Genomic DNA, 15,611 nt, shown 5'->3' with positions numbered 1-15,611 from the left:
CCGGTGCATGCGTTCGCGACAGTCCGCTCCGGCATGACGATCGATCCGGACGCCGACCTTGTTGCCCGCGTCGGCCGGGGCGATCGCGCCGCGGCTGCGGTCCTGATGGCGCGGCATCTGCCTCGCATGCTGGCGCTCTCGCGCCGCATGCTCTCCGATCCCATCGAGGCCGAGGACGCGGTGCAGGATGCCTTCATCCAGCTCTGGACCCACGCGTCGCGCTGGGAGCCCGGCCGCGCCAAGATCGGCACCTGGCTTTACCGGGTGACGTTGAACAAGTGCTACGACCGGCTGCGCCGCCGCCCGACGGTGCGGCTGGAAGCGGCGGCGGAGGTCGTCGATCCGGCGCCCGGCCCCGAGGCCAGCCTGCAGAACGCGGCGGTTGCCGTGCAGATCGAGGCGGCGCTGGCCGCCCTGCCGGAGCGCCAGCGCGCCGCCATCCAGCTTTGCCATTTCGAGGGCTGCGGCAATATTGAAGCGGCGGATATTCTCGGCATCAGCGTTGAAGCCCTGGAATCGCTGCTGGCGCGCGGGCGCCGCGCGCTCCGCGCGACGCTCGGACACTTGAAGGACGATTAGGACGGCTCCGGCATGACGAAGATGGAAGACGATGCGGACGATGCCAGGCTCGACCGGCTGCTGGCGATGGTGCCGGCACCGGCGGTGCCCGCCGCGCTGGAGCGGCGCATCCTCGACGATTTCGACCGCCTCGCGGCGCGCGGGCGTGTCGCGACGGCATTGCGCCGCGCCGCCGATCTGGTGTGGCCCGGCGCGCCGGTGTGGCAGCCGGCCATGGCCTTCGCCGTCTCGCTGATGATCGGCCTCGGCGTCGCCGCCTTCGCGCCGCTCGGACCGTCTCCGGACGACGGCCTCTTCACCTTCGACGCCGGCATCGACATCGACGGCGCGCCAGGCGTCTGAGATGGACGAGACTCGGCCCCGCCGCAACTGGCTGCTCATCGCGTCGCTGTGCCTGAACGTGGCGCTGATCGCCGGCGTCGCCGTCGTCGCCTGGCGCATCGCCCAGTTCGACATCGCGGTGGGAAGCGGCGGCCCGATGTCGCCACGCGCCGTCATGGCGCAATTCCCCGACCGCCGGGACGCCATCCGGGCGATCGTCGAGGCGCATCGCGGCCGCATCGTCGCCCTGCGCCGCGATGCCGCGCAGGCCCGCCTCGCGGCCTTCCGCGAATTCGGCGCGCCGGACGCCACGCCGCAGAAGACGGCGGCCGCCCTGCAATCCGTCGCCGCGGCGGACGCCGCCGTCGAACGCGAAGCGGTCGATCTCGCGGCGGAGAGTCTCGCGACGCTGTCGCCGGCCCAGCGCCAGGCGCTGGTCGCCCGCATCGAGACCCGCAGCCATTCCTGGTTCTTCCGCCTGTTCCGACGAGGCGCACGATAGGTCCTGCCCTCCCCTTGAGGGAGGGTCGTTCATCAGAGCCCCGCGCGGATCTCCGTCCAGTCGTTGACGATCTGGTCCTTGTTCTTCAGCCGCCGCTGGAAGATGCCGCTCTTGAGGAACGTCTCCACGTCGCGCGTCAGCCCGAGCTTGGCGAAGGTCTCGTTCGACACGTTCTTCAGCGCCTCCTCGTTCGCGGGCTCGTCGCCGATCTTCTCGATCGTGTAGGCGGCCGCGCCGTCCGACAGCGAGGAATCGATCAGCGCCAGCGCCTTGGCCTCGTCCGACGGATCCTTGTGCATCGTCAGCCCGCAGACATAGGTGAACATGCCGCCCGGCGGGTTCATGTATTCGACCGGCTTACCCTCGTCGTGCAGCGTCTTGTAGATGATGCGCCACGACATCGCCGCCACGAGCTCGCCCGAGCCCAGCCCCTGCGTCAGCGTGGTGTTGTCGCTCGACACGACGCGCGTCTGCTTGATCAGCGCGCGCAGCTTGGCCTTCACCTGCTCGTACTGCGCCGGCGTCATGTTGTAGGCGTCGACGCCGATCATATGGGCGATGAACGGCACGGTGTCGTCCACGCCGTCGAGCACCGAGACGCGGCCCTTGTATTTGGGATCGAACAGGATGTCCCAGCTCTGCGACTTGACGTATTCCGGCGCGAGGTCGGTGCGGAAGGTGATCGAGGTGTTGCCCCAATAGTGCGGCACGAACCAGACATGGGTCTTGTCCGCCCAGATGCCCGGCAGGTCGCGCAGGGTCGGCGAGATCTTGTTCCAGTTCTTGAGCTTGGTCGTGTCGATCGGCTGCAGCAGCCCCGCTTCCTGCCAGCGCGGGAATTCGTAATAGCAGGGCCCCATCACGTCCGGCTTGTAGCCGGCGCGCATCTTGGCGAATGCCTCGTCCTCGTCGGCGAAGATCGTGATGTTCGGCTTCTCGTTATACGTCTTCTGGTAGTCGGCGAGGAACGGCGCGTCCATGTAGTCTTCCCACTGGAACAGCGACACCGGCTTGCCCGAAGGGGCGCCGGCGCCCTTGTTCCCGCTCGGGCCGCACGCCGCGACGCTCAGCGCCAGCGCCGCCGCGATCGCCAACGTGACCGGAAATTTCATTGTCCCCTCCCCCCGTAAAGCCGACAGGAAAGCTAGGGCGGCGGGCCCTTCCGCGCAATCACGTGAGGCGCGGTCGTGTCAGTTGGTCGCCGCGCCGGGCCGGCCTATGATGTGCCTATGAACAAGGCAACGCCCCTTCCCGCCTTCGCGCGGCCGGCCTTCGTCGATCCCGCAAAGGCGGAATTCGCGGCGGCGGTGGCCGCCCATCCGGACATCGAATGCGTCGACGCCGTGGTGGTCGACATCGCCGGCACGATGCGCGGCAAGCGCCTGCCCCTGGCCGAGGCCGCGCGGCTGTTCGACACCGGCATGCAGCTCCCGCGCTCGGTCTATCTGATGGACGTGAAGGGCGAGATGGTGAACCCCTTCGACCGCGGCGTCGGCGACGGCGATCCGGACGGCACCGCCTGGCCGGTGCCCGGCACGCTCTCCCGCGTCTGGGGCGAAGGCGCCAGGCGGCTTCAATTGCTCGCCACCATGCGCAACGAGGACGGCGCGCCGACCGGCGGCGAGCCGCGCGCCGCGCTGGAGCGCGTGCTCGAGCAGTTCGCCGACCGTCATCTGACGCCGGTGATCGCGCTCGAGCTCGAATTCTACCTGATCGACCGCGCCCGCGACGCGAGCGGCGCACCCCTGCCGCCGCTCTGCCCGCGCAGCGGCCGGCGCGAGAAGGACAACGCGGTCTATTCGATCGACGATCTCGACCGCTATGCCGCCTTCCACACCGCGCTGGGCGAAGCGGCGCGGCTGCAGGGCATCCCCGTCAGCGGTGCCAGTTCCGAATACGCGCCCGGGCAGTTCGAGATCAACCTGCATCACCAGGCCGATGCCCGCCGCGCCGCCGATCATGCGGTGTTCCTGAAGCAGATCGTGAAGGCCGCCGCCCGCGCCAGCGGCTTCGAGGCCACCTTCATGGCCAAGCCCTATCCCGACCGCATCGGCAGCGGCCTGCACATCCATGCCAGCGTCCTGGACGCCGACGGCCGCAACATTTTCGACGACGGCAGCGCCGAAGGCTCGGAGCGCCTGCGTCACGCCATCGCGGGCCTGCAGGCGCTGATGCCGGAATCGATGGCGCTGTTCGCGCCCGCGATCAATTCCTACCGCCGCTTCGAGCCCGACATGTTCGCGCCGGTGAACCGCCGCTGGGGCGTCAACAACCGCTCGGCGGGCTTGCGCGTTCCCGTGGGTCCGGGTTCGGGGCGCCGGGTCGAGCATCGCGCATCGGGCGCCGACGCCAATCCCTATTTCGCCGCCGCCGCCGTGCTGGCGGGCTTGCACTACGGACTGGAACGCAAGCTCGATCCCGGCCCGCCGGCCACCCGCAACGTCTCGCGCGAGCCGGACCGCGCGCTGCCCTTCACGCTGGACGACGCGCTGGCGCGGCTGAAGGACGGCATCACGATCTCGAACTATCTGGGCGAGGAGACGGTGGCGCTCTACGGCGAGACCAAGCGCCTGGAAGCCGAGCGCTTCCGCAAGATCGTCTCCGCCGCGGAATACGACTGGTATTTGTGACGCTCTCTCGCCCGTCATGGGCGGGCGTCGCGACGCTGTCGCTGCGACCCCGCCCATCCCATCGCGCGAAGCGCAAATAGATTCACGCGGAGCCGCGGCTCCGCGTGAGTCATACAGCGCTTCGCGCAATGGATAGACTTATAAGCTCTTGAATATCGGCGCGTCCGCCGCGCCCCAGGCATAGGTCAGCCGGAATCCCGCGCTCAGCACATTGCCCGTCTCGCCCTGCCGCTCCGCCGCCGTCGAATAGCGCCCGTCGAGCGCGAGATCCCATCCCGGCGCCGGCTCATAGCGCAGCGCCGCCCCGCCATAGGGCCCGTCCTTGCCATACCGGTCGATCGCATAGCCGCCATAGAGATCGAACCACAGCGACGGCGAGAGATCGTCGCTGAACGATCCGCCGAACTGGTGCAGCTCGCGCGTGCGGATCGACAGCGGAATGAAAGGCGAGGGCGCCGGCCCCGGCACCTTGCGCGCATCGATGATGTACTCGCCGTCGCCGTCGTAATTGATGCTGAGCGGCCAGCCGTCGATGTCGTAGCGCAGCCCGGCATGCCAGCCCGCCGTGCGCGCGACGTTCTGGTCGCCCTTGATGCCGTAGCGCGCGGCGTAGGCCTCGCCGGTCGCCCACAGCCCGTCGAAGATCTGCCCCGCCGCGAACAGCGCGGAATAATCCCGCGAGCCCTTCAGCGCGATCGCCTCCGCCGTATCGGTATAAGGCTCGTGCCACGCGGCGCGCATGCCGAACTGCCAGTCGCCCGCATCCGCCGCGACGCCGACGCGCCCGCCGAAGCCGGAGCGGCCATAGAGCCCTTCGAACGAAATCTTCGCCGCGTCGAACGCGACGCTCAGCCCCGCCGAGCCCGACACGTCGTTGACGTTGAACGGCGCCACCGCGCCGCCGAGCAGCCGCACCGCCTTGCCGTTCACCACCACGTCGCGCACATCGGCGAGCAGCCGGATGTTCTCGGCGACCTGGGCATCGGCATGGCCGTTCGCGGCATAGAGCGTGGCGTCCTTGGTGTGCCGCCAGTCGCCGGCGACGATGACGACATTGGCGCCGCCCAGCCTCAGCGTGTCGTAGCCGGCGCGCAGCGCGACGTCGAACGGCCGCTCGGCGGCGGCGCGCCCATAGGCCGGGGCGACGGCGTGCCAGCCGCGGTTCGAACGGAAGGGCTCGGGTTGCGGCGGCGCTGCGTCCGTATCGTCCGGCCCGCGCAGCGGCGCGCTCTCGCCCGCGTCGCGCGGCACCATCTTCATCGAGAATCCGTCGCTCTCGATCTTGGTCAGGAAGGAGACCGGCCGCCTGGCGCGGATCACCGCGTTGTCGTAGCCGGCATAGGCCATCTCGATCCAGTCGGGCAGTTCGGCCTCGAGCTGCGCGAACGCCTCGTCGCTCACCGGCCCGTTGAAGTCGAAGGCGACGGTGTTCTGCGCGTCGTCGGCGCGCACCGATTTCACCGACACGCCGCGGATGCGGAATTCCGCTTCGGGCCCTTGCGACACGACGGTGAGCGAGGAGCCTGCGGGCGGCGCGTCCTGCGCGAGGGCCGCGCCGGCGCCAAACAGGATTGCGGCCGCGAGCGCGGCCCAACGACCCATTTTCCGCGGCGCCAGCGCCACCATGTCCCCAACCCGAAGCAGTCGGTTAATCGTCGGTTAACCGAGGTTAACGAAGGGTTAATTTCCTCTCCCGCGAGCGGGAGAGGTCGTCACGCCTTCGGCAGCCGCAGCTCCGCCACGCTGCCGCCGCCCGGCGTGCCGTCCAGGCGGATCGCGCCGCCCATCCGCCGCGCCAGCGACATCGCGATGGCGAGCCCCATGCCCGCGCCGGTCGCCGCGCCCGGCCGGTCGAAGCGGCGGAACGGCACACCCGCCTTCGCCACCTCGTCCCGCGTGAAGCCATGGCCGTTGTCGATGACGCGGACCACCACCGCGGCCTCCTCGTCGCGCACGTCGACGCGCACCAGGCCGCCCTCCTGCGTATAGGCGAGCGCGTTGCCGATCAGGCTGGTCAGGATGCGGCTCACCGCCAGGGGATCGGCCAGCGCCTGCGCCGCATGGGCGAAGCCTATCTCCAGTGCGATGCGCCGCGAGAAGGCGCGCCCCGCATGCTCGTTCACGCAATCGTTGGCGGCGGCGCAGGCATCGACGCCTTGCAGCTTTATCGGATAGCGCCCGGCCTCGACATTGGCGAACTCCAATATGTCGCCGATCTTGTTGTGCAGCGCGCGGCCCGCCTCGTTGATGTCGTGCGCGTATTCGACATATTTCGCGTGGCCGACCGTGCCGTAGAAGCCGCGCTCGATGACTTCCGAGAAACCGATGATCGCGTTCAGCGGCGTGCGCAGCTCGTGGCTCATATGGGCGATGAATTCCGACTTGGCCCGCGCGTCCTCCGCCGCCTCGCGCTCGGCCGTCGCCAGGCGGACGAGCAGCTTGGCCTCCACCGGCCGCATCGCGCGCAGCGTGCGGATCGCCTCCGATGCCCGCGCCCGGCGCTCGAACTCCCGCACGAACACCGCGGCCAGCGCGGCGCCCGCCAGCGCCGGCCCCAGGATCACGAACAGATAGAGCGGCAGCGATCCCTGCCACGCCGCCAGCGCCGCGTCCTCGTCGACCGAGGCGCGCACCGTCACGGGCCAGCCGGCAATGGCGGTCGCCGGCCCGCCGCCGGACCAGGCCGCATCGCGCAGCAGCACCTTTCCATCTTTCAAAACGATCGCCGCGCGCGCCAGCAGCCGCGCCGGCACCAGCACATGGGGATCGAAGCTCAGCGCCACGGTCTTGATGCCATAGGGGAAGATCAGCGTGCCCGGCGCCAGCACGCGCGGCACGCCGGCGGTGACGGTGTCGGCCGGCAGCGCCTGGTCGGCGAGACTGTCCCGCGTCGCCAGCGCCAGGCCGCTCGCGTCGAACACGGTGATGTTGCCGATGCCGTTCGCCGCGCCGTCGACCGGCTTGCCGTCGGCGAAGGCGCGGCCTTCCGCCGCCAGCCGGTCGAGTGTCGCGGCGGCGGTCGCGGCGATGTCGGCGGCGCGCTCGGCCTCGAACACGCGTGCCTGCGCCAGGGCATGGACGCGGTCGTTGCGCATTTGAAGCACGGCGGCCGCCGCGAAGGAGCCGCAGATCAGCGCCACGCAGACGAGCACCGTCACGCGGATGTTCTTCCCGGTCAACCGGGCGAAGCCCACCGTCAACGGTACATGTTCGGCTGTACGCGCTTGCGCCATCGGATGGCGAACCCCTGAAGGCGAATCACTTGCCTTCAAGTCATTATGCGAATCGGGGACTCGCTGTCACGAAAGTTAACGAGTGGTTACTCGAGCATCTTCGTGGCGACCTCGAACAGGTTGGCCGACAGCCCGTCCAGCTTGGTCAGCGCCTGGAGCTGCGCCTTCATCAATCCCTGCCGCGCCGCATCGTAGCGCCGCCAGGCCTCGAACGCGCCGGCCATCCGCGCCGCGACCTGCGGATTGATCCGGTCCAGCGTGGCGATGGTCTCGCCGACCAGGCGATAGCCGCCGCCGTCCTTGGCATGGAAGCGCAGATGATTGCCGGCGAAGGCGCCGACGAGGGAGCGCACGCGGTTGGGATTCTTGATGTCGAAAGCCGGGTTCGTCATCAGCCGGCGCACCGCGTCGGCCGTGCCCGGCAGGCAGGAGCCGGCCTGCAGGCTCATCCATTTGTCGAGCACCAGCGGGTCGGCTTTGAAGCGGTCGTGGAAATGCGCGAAGGCCGCGTCGCGCCGCGGCGACTCCATCCGCGTCAGGGCGCCGAGCCCGGCGATCATGTCGGTCATGTTGGTCGCGGCGCGGTAATGCGCTTCGGCCAGCGCCGCCGCCGCCTCGTCGTCCGCCGCCGTCAGGTAGCGCAGGCAGGCATTGCGCAGCGCGCGCCGGCCGGCCGGTCCCGCGCCGGGATCGAAGGCGCCGGGCGTCGTCATCTTGTCGTAGAGCGCCTTTATGCGCCCGCCATGCGCCGCCGCCACCGCGCGCACCATCGCCACGCGCGCCGCGAAGATGCCGTCGGGATCGGGCGTCTTCATCGCCTGCGCCAGCTCGGTGTCGAGCGGCGGCAGCATCATGAAGGCGGCATAGGCCGGATCGGCCTCCGCATCCGCCAGCACCGCGCCGATGGCGTCGACATAGGGCTTTTCGTTCGCCAGCACGCCGCCCTTCGCGGCCGCGGCCAGCAGGATCTGCGTCGCCAGCTTCTGCGCCGCTTCCCAGCGGTTGAAATCGTCCGCATCGGCCTTCATCTGGAAGGCGAGTTCGTCCGCCGAATAGCCGGTGACGAAATTGGCCGGCGCCGAGAAGTGCCGCCCGACCGACACCAGCGGCTTCTGCGCCACGTCGACGAAATGGAACGTATGCGCGGCCGTCATCAATTCGACCACGCGCTCGTCGGGTCCGGTGGTCTTCTCGCCTTCCAGCGTCAGCGGCATCGGATTGCCGTTCTGGCCGATGAAGCCCAGCCGCACCGGAATATGCATCGGCTCCTTGGTCGGTTGCCCGGGCGTCGGCGCGAGCGCTTGCGTCAGCGTCAGCGCGAAGGTCTTCTTCGCGGCGTCATAGACGCCCTCGGTCGTGATCGTCGGCGTGCCCGCCTGGCGGTACCAGCGGCGGAATTGCGTCAGGTCGCGGCCGCTCGAATCCTCGAAGCACTTGACCCAGTCCTCGACCGTCGCCGCCTGCCCGTCATGCCGCTTGAAATAAAGGTCGGTCGCCTTGCGATAGCCCTCCGGCCCGACCAGCGTCTGGAGCATGCGGATGACCTCGCTGCCCTTCTCATAGACCGTCGCGGTATAGAAATTGTCGATGGTGATGTAGCTCTGCGGCTGCACCGGATGGGCCAGCGGCCCGGCATCCTCCACGAATTGGCGCATGCGCAGCGCCTTCACGTCGTTGATGCGGCACACGCCGTGGGACCGCATGTCGCCCGAGAAGCTCTGATCGCGGAAGACGGTCAGGCCCTCCTTCAGCGAAAGCTGGAACCAGTCGCGGCAGGTGATGCGGTCGCCGGTCCAGTTGTGGAAATACTCGTGCGCGACAACGCTCTCGATCCGCGCATAATCGTCGTCGGTCGCCGTTTCCGGCGAGGCCAGCAGCAGCTTGTCGTTGAAGATGTTGAGGCCCTTGTTCTCCATCGCGCCGAAATTGAAGGCGCTGACGGCGACGATCATGAAGATGTCGAGATCGTATTCGCAGCCGTATTTCTCCTCGTCCCAGCGCATCGCGCGCTTGAGCGAGTCCATCGCGTAGGCGACCTTGTCCTCGTTGCCGTGCTCGCAATAGATGCGCAGATCGACCGGCTTGCCCGAGCCGCGCGTATAGCTGTCCTTCAGGACGCCCAGATCGCCCGCCACCAGCGCGAAGAGATAGCAGGGCTTGGGGAAGGGATCGTTCCACACCGCGAAGTGCCGCCCGCCGGGAAGATCGCCGCTTCCGATCGGATTGCCGTTCGACAGAAGGATCGGATAAGCCGCCTTGTCGGCCTCGATCCGCGTCGTATAGACGGCGAGGTTGTCCGGCCGGTCGAGGAAATAGGTGATGCGGCGGAAGCCCTCCGCCTCGCATTGCGTGCAGAACATGCCCTTCGACGTATAAAGCCCGTTCAGCGTCGTGTTGTGCTCCGGCGAAATCTCCGTGACGATCTCCAGCGTGAAGGCGTCGGGCAATTTCGACAGCGTCAGCGACGTCTCGCCCAGCACATATTCGTCCGCCCCGAGCTTGCGCCCGTCGATCGCGACCGAGAGCAGCTTCAATTCCTCGCCGTCCAGCATCAGCGGCGCACCGGCCGTACCGGTGCGCGTCACTTTCGATGTCGCGGTCACCCGCGTCGCCGGCGGATCGAGCTGGAAGTCGAGCGAAATCTCGGCGATGTGATAGTCCGGCGCGCGATAATCCTTGAGACGGATCGCGCGCGGTTCCTCGGTGCGCATGACGTTTCCTTGACAGGGGCAGGGCACCTTACCCACCACAAACACACCTGTCATGGCCCGCGAATGCGGGCCATGACAGGTGACGACGGCATTGTCGCGAAGATTTGAGCGCGGATTGTTCTGCGATTTCGGTGGCGCACCAACTGGGTGGCCCGCATTCGCGGGCCATGACACCGTGCTTGGTTCAATCCCACCCCAGACAGCGCAACGAAATTCCGCTCTGCCACGGTCTCAGGCAATCTTGCGCCGCCGCGATCGGCCCCTTGTCCTCGGCCCTGAGCCGCGCGGCGCGGATCGCGGTGTTGGGATGATCCCCGATCCAGCTCGGCGGGCAGCCCTGCTTGCCGCACAGCTTCTTGTCCATCCGCTCCAGCAGGTCGGCCATGCGCGACGGCTTCTCCCCCATGCGGCGCAGCGTCGCCGCGCCGTCGTCGTCGGCTTGGCTCTCGAAGCCGCGCGAATAGGCCGACTGCACGACGATGCCGGGCAGGATCGCCGAGATCTGGCTCATCTGGCTCATGTCGCCGGTGAAGATCGCGAGCGTCGCCGGGATGAGCGAGGCCTCGAAGACGCGCTGGAGCTGATGGGCATGGTCGACATGGCTCATCTCATGCGCGAACACGCCCTCGATCTCCGCGTCCTGTTTGACCAGCGCCCAGAGCGGATCGGTCATCACGATGGTGCCGTCGGGCAGGGCGAAGGCGTTGGGACCGATCCTGCCGCCGCCGCGGAAGATCAGGCGGTAGCCGCTGGCTCCGCCCCTGGCATGCGCCGCGACCCGGTGGAACAGCGCCGTCGCCTTCGCCCGGTCGGCCGGCGCCAGCTTGCTCGGCGTCAGCGCGAAGCGGTCGAGCGCCAGCAGGGTCTGCTCGGTCATCGCATGGCCGACCGTCGGCAGCGCCTTCAGCGCCAGCCATTCCGCCGCGACGGGCACCGCCTGCACCACGACATAATAGCCGAACAGCAGCGACACGATCAGCGAGACGCCGACCGCCGGCCAGGCGCGCTCCAGCCGGTCGGTGAAGCGGCCCCGGCGGCGCTTGCGCAGGCTCCGCAGCAGCGCGTCGGCGCCGTCATTGTCGTCGGTCTCGAAGCGCGATCCGTCGGGCAGGTCGAAGCGGCGCATCAGCCGCGCCAGCCGCGACGTCACCGTGACGCGCCTGGCCGGCGCCTCCGCCAGCACCTGGCCCTCCTCGTCGGCGATGCGCAGCGTGCGGTCCGCTTCCGCGCTGGCCCGCGCCGGCACATGGCGCGCCGCGCCGGGATAGAAATAGCGCCCCTCGATCGTCCAGTTCATAGGCCGAACCCGAAATCGAAGAAGCCGGCGATCTCCTGGCCGATGGCGCTCTGCGCCTCCAGCGCCTCGGAGGTGAAGTCGTCGAGGTCGCCGCCCGCGATCAGCGCGTATTTGCGCATGCGGTAGCGCGCCAGCCTTATGCGGCCGAAGGGATAGAAGAGGCCCAGCGTGACCAGGGTCAGCAGCGCGTTCGTCACCACGATCCAGGCGACGCGCAGGCCCGAGGCCTTGGACGACAACCGGAAGCCGCCCTCCAGCGTCGTGTTGCCGATCGACAGATTGGTCACTTTCGTGGTGACGAAGCTCGCGACGAACGCGGCCCCGATGCCGAACAGCACGAACACGATCAGGGAGAAATTCTCCGGCCCCAGCGGGATGGCGAATTTGCCGAACACGTTGCGGGCATGGGTCGCGATCTCGACCGCCGCGCCGGCGATGGCGATCACGCCGAGCAGAAGGACGACGATCAGCACGAAACCGGAGAGATAGACGAAATAGATGCACCGCGCCGGGAACGCGGTCTGAAAGCCGCGCCCGCCGAAGCGGTGATGGTTGATGTAGAAATAGTCGTGGACCCGCCGCGCATAGGGGATCAGCGGAAAGAAGGCGAGCGCCGCCGCGCTCCACACCACATAGGCGATGAAGGCCTCGAAATAGGTGGCGTTGAAGTTGAACCGCACATTGCGCCACGAGGTGTTGCGCGCGTTGAAGCGGATCGAGGCGTTGGCGAGCCAGGGCAGCGCCGCGCCCAGGATCAGGAACCAGATGCCGAAGGTCAGCGGCAGGAACACCACGCTCAGCGAATAGCCGAGGAACAGGACGAGCGCGATGGCGCGTCCGACCAGGATGCGCCAGGCGCTGGCGTGGTATTCGAAGGACTGTCCGGCGAGATAGGTGTTGCCGTAGAAATAGCGCTGCGTGCGCACCTTCGCCCAGGCGGTATAGATGCCGAGCGTCAGCACCGACAGCGCGATGTTCACGATCCAGATGCGGAAATACTCTCCGCCCCGGCCGCGAAATTCGACAGTATGGATTGTCGGCGCGCCGTCCGGCTGCGCGGGCAGATCCGACATCGCCTTTGCTCCCCCACTCGGCGGCACTATGCGGGGGTTGTGCGGCGGTTTCCACCGCCGCTCTGGAAGCAAGGTTAGGGAACGTCGTTAATTCTGGCCTTCGATGGACGCCAGCACGTCCTGCGCCTCATGCGCCAGTTCCACCAGCGCGTTCGGCATGTCCTCGCCGGACTTGCGCGCCCAGTCGATCAGCCCTTCCGCGAAGGACATCAGCTTGGGCGAGAGCGCGATCATCCGCGCCTGGCGCTCGATGCGGGCGGGGTCGAGATCGTATTCGGCGCCCGGCACGCGCCAGCCGCCCCATTCCGCCTGGCCGGTCACGACCACCGGATAGGTGCCCGGCACCGGATGGCGGGCGCAGTCTTCCGACGGCTGCCACTTGTTGCGCGCGCGCACGACGCGCCAGAAATCGCCTTCGGCCTTCTTCTGGCCGGTCACCGGCTCTTCGGCCTGCAATTCGTCGGCGGTGAACTCGCGCCCGAGGCCGACGTCGTAGTGCACGCGGATCGGCTCATCGAGCCCCTTCGCCCAATGCGGCACGACATGTTCGATAAGCGCCCATGTGCCGACCGGCTTCACATAGACTCGTTGGCTCTTGTGAAATTGTGCCTTTGCCATGATCGATCCGCGCTTACCCAAGGTAAGGCTGACACATCGCGATTAAACCGACGTTAAGACGATGGACTCGCTTTGAGTACGCGCCGTGTTCTATCGTCGGTTAACGCGACGTGACAACGAGGCAGGGAGCCTGCAGGACAAAATGAATTTCGATTTCTCAGACGACCAGAAGATGCTGAAGGACCAGGCGCGGAAGTTCCTGTCCGAGAAATGCACGACGAAAACCGTGCGCGCCGTGTTCGAAGGCGATGCGCATCACGACGCCGCGCTGTGGAAGCAGGTCGCGGAGATGGGCTGGACCGGCACCGCGATCCCCGAGGAATTCGGCGGCCTCGGCCTCGGCTATCTGGAACTCTGCGTCATCGCCGAGGAATTGGGCCGCGCGCTCGCGCCGGTGCCGTTCTCCTCGACCGTCTATCTCTTCGCCGAGGCGCTGCTGATCGCGGGAACCGACGAGCAGAAGAAGCGCCTGCTGCCGAAGGTGGCGTCCGGCGAGATCGTCGGAACCTTCGCGCGCGCCGAAGGCCCGGGCGCGGTCCTGCCGAAGAACATCCGCGCCACGCTCAAGGGCGGCAAGCTGAACGGCAAGAAGATCGCCGTGATCGACGGGCCGATCGCCGACTACGCCGTCGTGCTGGCGCAGACATCCGAAGGCTCCGGCGAGCGCGGGCTTCAGCTTGCGCTGGTCGATCTCAAGGGCGCGGGCGTCAAGCGCAAGACCTGCGAGACGCTCGACGCCAGCCGCGGCCATTCCGATATCGTGTTCGAGAACGCGAGCGCCGAACCGCTCGGCAAGATCGGCGAAGGCTGGAGCGACGCGAGCCGCGTGCTCGACCGCGCAGCGATCCTGCTGGCCTTCGAGCAGGTGGGCGGCGCCGATGTCTGCCTCGCGCAGGCGAAGGACTATGCGCTGGGCCGTTACGCCTTCGGTCGTCCCATCGCCTCCTTCCAGGCGATCAAGCACAAGCTCGCCGACATGTACGTCAACAACGAGCTCGCCCGCTCCAACGCCTATTACGGCGCCTGGGCGCTCTCGACCGGCGCGCGCGAGCTTCCCTTGGCCGCCGCCGCCGCCCGTGTTTCCGCGACGCAAGCCTTCGACTATGCGTCGAAGGAGAACATCCAGACCCATGGCGGTATCGGCTTCACCTGGGCGATGGATTGCCACTTCTATTACAAGCGCGCGAAGGAGACCGGCCTGGTGCTCGGCCCCCAGCGCGCCTGGAAGGACAAGCTCGTCACCGAACTCGAAACCTCGAACGCTTAAGTCCGCTCCATTGTCATGCCCGCGGAGGCGGGCATCCAGAGCAAGCGGCACTGGATCCCCGCCTTCGCGGGGATGACAGAAGAAAGAACGGATAGACGCACAACAGAACTGGGAGAACACAATGGACTTCGAAGACAGCCCCGAAGAAGCCGCGTTCCGCACCGAAGTGCGCGCCTGGCTCGACGCCAATGCGAAAAAGCGCGCCGGCAAGCGCGAGATCAGCGCCGAGGACATGGAGAACGGCGCCGAAGGCGAGATGGTCGCGTCGAAAGCCTGGCAGAAGACCAAGGCGAAAGCCGGCTATGCCCGCATCACCTGGCCCAAGGGCATGGGCGGCATCGGCGGCACGCCGATGCAGTCGATCATCTTCGGCCAGGAGGAATCCAAATACGATGTCGCGAGCGGCGCGCCCTTCGCCATCGGCCTCGGCATGTGCATCCCGACCCTGATGGCCTATGGCGACGAGGCGGCCAAGAAGCGCTTCGTGTGGCCCGCGGTGCAGGGCGACGAGATCTGGTGCCAGCTCTTCTCCGAGCCGGCCGGCGGCTCCGACGTCGCGAACCTGCGCACCAAGGCGGAGAAGGACGGCGACACATGGACGATCAACGGCTCGAAGATCTGGACCACCGGCGCGCAATTCTCCGACTACGGAATAATCCTGACCCGCACCGATCCGGGCGTGCCCAAGCACAAGGGCCTGACGATGTTCTACATCGACATGAAGGACCCCGGCGTCGACATCCGCCCGATCAAGCAGGCGAGCGGCGGGGCGGGCTTCAACGAGATTTTCTTCACCGACGTGAAGGTGAAGGACAGCCAGCGCCTGGGCGAGGTCGGCCAGGGCTGGACGGTGGCGCTGACCACGCTGATGCATGAGCGTCTCGCGGTCGGCGGCGGCGCCGGCGGCGGCCTCGACGTGCCGCAGCTCATGCAGCTTGCGCGCGAGCTCGAGCTGGAGGACGGCCCGGCGATCAGGAACGCCGCGGTGCGCGAGAAGATCGCCGACTGGTATGTCCGCTCCGCCGGCCTGCGCTACACGACCTTCCGCACCATGACGGCGCTCAGCCAGGGCAAGCAGCCGGGGCCGGAGGCCTCGATCGCCAAGATCGTCGTCGCCACCAAGCTCCAGGACCTTTCGGCCTTCGCGATGGAGCTCGAAGGCGAGGCGGGCGTCCTGCAGGGCGCCGCGGCGCCGATGCACGGCCTGTTCCAGGGCGGCTGGCTCTCCGCGCCGGGCCTGCGCATCGCGGGCGGCACGGACGAGATTTTGCGCAACATCATCGCCGAGCGCGTCCTGGGCCTCCCCGGCGACATCCGCGTCGACAAGGACGTCCCCTTCAACAAGATCCCGACGGGGCGGTAGAAGACAACCTCTCCCGC

General features: G+C 67.9%; 13 protein-coding genes. 6 read left to right on the top strand and 7 right to left on the bottom strand.

All coding sequences use genetic code 11. From position 1 onward, the window contains the following. Positions 1–3 precede the first annotated feature (3 nt). The 3 genes from WDN01_11440 to WDN01_11430 are packed head-to-tail and all read left to right on the top strand — an operon-like array spanning position 4 to position 1,402. Complete coding sequence (locus WDN01_11440) at positions 4–579, top strand: RNA polymerase sigma factor (protein ID MEJ0026631.1); 576 nt, start codon at positions 4–6, stop codon at positions 577–579. A 12-nt stretch (positions 580–591) separates the two neighbouring features. Beyond that, a complete protein-coding gene (locus WDN01_11435) occupies positions 592–921 on the top strand; it encodes a hypothetical protein (protein MEJ0026630.1) in 330 nt (109 codons plus the stop codon). A gap of 1 nt (position 922) precedes the next feature. Further along, positions 923–1,402, top strand: a complete 480-nt coding sequence (locus WDN01_11430; GenBank protein MEJ0026629.1) for a periplasmic heavy metal sensor — start codon at positions 923–925, stop codon at positions 1,400–1,402. Positions 1,403–1,434: 32 nt separating this feature from the next. On the opposite strand, the gene WDN01_11425 is transcribed toward WDN01_11430, so the two are convergent. Then, complete coding sequence (locus WDN01_11425) at positions 1,435–2,514, bottom strand: extracellular solute-binding protein (protein ID MEJ0026628.1); 1,080 nt, start codon at positions 2,512–2,514, stop codon at positions 1,435–1,437. A 117-nt stretch (positions 2,515–2,631) separates the two neighbouring features. Here WDN01_11425 and WDN01_11420 point away from each other — a divergent pair, with 117 nt between their 5' ends. Then, complete coding sequence (locus tag WDN01_11420) at positions 2,632–4,032, top strand: glutamine synthetase family protein (protein ID MEJ0026627.1); 1,401 nt, start codon at positions 2,632–2,634, stop codon at positions 4,030–4,032. A 138-nt stretch (positions 4,033–4,170) separates the two neighbouring features. Here WDN01_11420 and WDN01_11415 read toward each other — a convergent pair whose 3' ends face one another. The 6 genes from WDN01_11415 to WDN01_11390 form a co-directional block, all read right to left on the bottom strand. Then, positions 4,171–5,634, bottom strand: coding sequence for a hypothetical protein (locus tag WDN01_11415; protein ID MEJ0026626.1), 1,464 nt, complete (start codon positions 5,632–5,634; stop codon positions 4,171–4,173). A 110-nt stretch (positions 5,635–5,744) separates the two neighbouring features. Next, positions 5,745–7,211, bottom strand: coding sequence for a HAMP domain-containing sensor histidine kinase (locus tag WDN01_11410; protein ID MEJ0026625.1), 1,467 nt, complete (start codon positions 7,209–7,211; stop codon positions 5,745–5,747). Between the two features lie 140 nt (positions 7,212–7,351). Continuing rightward, complete coding sequence (gene pepN, locus WDN01_11405; protein MEJ0026624.1) at positions 7,352–9,976, bottom strand: aminopeptidase N; 2,625 nt, start codon at positions 9,974–9,976, stop codon at positions 7,352–7,354. Between the two features lie 184 nt (positions 9,977–10,160). After that, positions 10,161–11,273, bottom strand: coding sequence for a M48 family metallopeptidase (locus tag WDN01_11400; protein MEJ0026623.1), 1,113 nt, complete (start codon positions 11,271–11,273; stop codon positions 10,161–10,163). Then, the gene (locus WDN01_11395; protein ID MEJ0026622.1) at positions 11,270–12,346 is read right to left on the bottom strand and encodes a YjgN family protein; all 1,077 of its coding nucleotides are present in this window, start codon (positions 12,344–12,346) and stop codon (positions 11,270–11,272) included. The genes WDN01_11400 and WDN01_11395 overlap by 4 nt, the downstream gene beginning before the upstream one ends. Before the next feature lie 87 nt (positions 12,347–12,433). Continuing rightward, positions 12,434–12,964, bottom strand: a complete 531-nt coding sequence (locus WDN01_11390; GenBank protein MEJ0026621.1) for a hypothetical protein — start codon at positions 12,962–12,964, stop codon at positions 12,434–12,436. Between the two features lie 142 nt (positions 12,965–13,106). Between WDN01_11390 and WDN01_11385 the strand changes: the two genes are divergently transcribed. Both WDN01_11385 and WDN01_11380 read left to right on the top strand, forming a co-directional pair. Then, positions 13,107–14,231 (top strand): acyl-CoA dehydrogenase family protein, encoded by a 1,125-nt coding sequence (locus WDN01_11385; GenBank protein MEJ0026620.1) that lies wholly within the window; start codon positions 13,107–13,109, stop codon positions 14,229–14,231. Positions 14,232–14,352: 121 nt separating this feature from the next. Next, entirely contained in the window at positions 14,353–15,594 is a 1,242-nt protein-coding gene (locus WDN01_11380) for an acyl-CoA dehydrogenase family protein (GenBank protein MEJ0026619.1), read from the top strand. The last annotated feature ends 17 nt before the right edge of the window (positions 15,595–15,611 follow it).

The organism is Rhizomicrobium sp., assembly GCA_037200985.1.
Taxonomy (GTDB): domain Bacteria; phylum Pseudomonadota; class Alphaproteobacteria; order Micropepsales; family Micropepsaceae; genus Rhizomicrobium.
This window is presented reverse-complemented; position numbering and strand designations above follow the sequence as displayed.

Bases quoted from the DNA above. Each gene is read 5' to 3' on its own strand.
- WDN01_11385 (MEJ0026620.1), top strand. From the start codon at position 13,107: ATGAATTTCGATTTCTCAGACGACCAGAAGATGCTGAAGGACCAGGCG.
- WDN01_11380 (MEJ0026619.1), top strand. From the start codon at position 14,353: ATGGACTTCGAAGACAGCCCCGAAGAAGCCGCGTTCCGCACCGAAGTG.
- WDN01_11435 (MEJ0026630.1), top strand. From the start codon at position 592: ATGACGAAGATGGAAGACGATGCGGACGATGCCAGGCTCGACCGGCTG.
- WDN01_11420 (MEJ0026627.1), top strand. From the start codon at position 2,632: ATGAACAAGGCAACGCCCCTTCCCGCCTTCGCGCGGCCGGCCTTCGTC.
- WDN01_11395 (MEJ0026622.1), bottom strand. From the start codon at position 12,346: ATGTCGGATCTGCCCGCGCAGCCGGACGGCGCGCCGACAATCCATACT.
- WDN01_11415 (MEJ0026626.1), bottom strand. From the start codon at position 5,634: ATGGGTCGTTGGGCCGCGCTCGCGGCCGCAATCCTGTTTGGCGCCGGC.
- WDN01_11425 (MEJ0026628.1), bottom strand. From the start codon at position 2,514: ATGAAATTTCCGGTCACGTTGGCGATCGCGGCGGCGCTGGCGCTGAGC.
- WDN01_11390 (MEJ0026621.1), bottom strand. From the start codon at position 12,964: ATGGCAAAGGCACAATTTCACAAGAGCCAACGAGTCTATGTGAAGCCG.
- WDN01_11400 (MEJ0026623.1), bottom strand. From the start codon at position 11,273: ATGAACTGGACGATCGAGGGGCGCTATTTCTATCCCGGCGCGGCGCGC.
- WDN01_11430 (MEJ0026629.1), top strand. From the start codon at position 923: ATGGACGAGACTCGGCCCCGCCGCAACTGGCTGCTCATCGCGTCGCTG.
- pepN (MEJ0026624.1), bottom strand. From the start codon at position 9,976: ATGCGCACCGAGGAACCGCGCGCGATCCGTCTCAAGGATTATCGCGCG.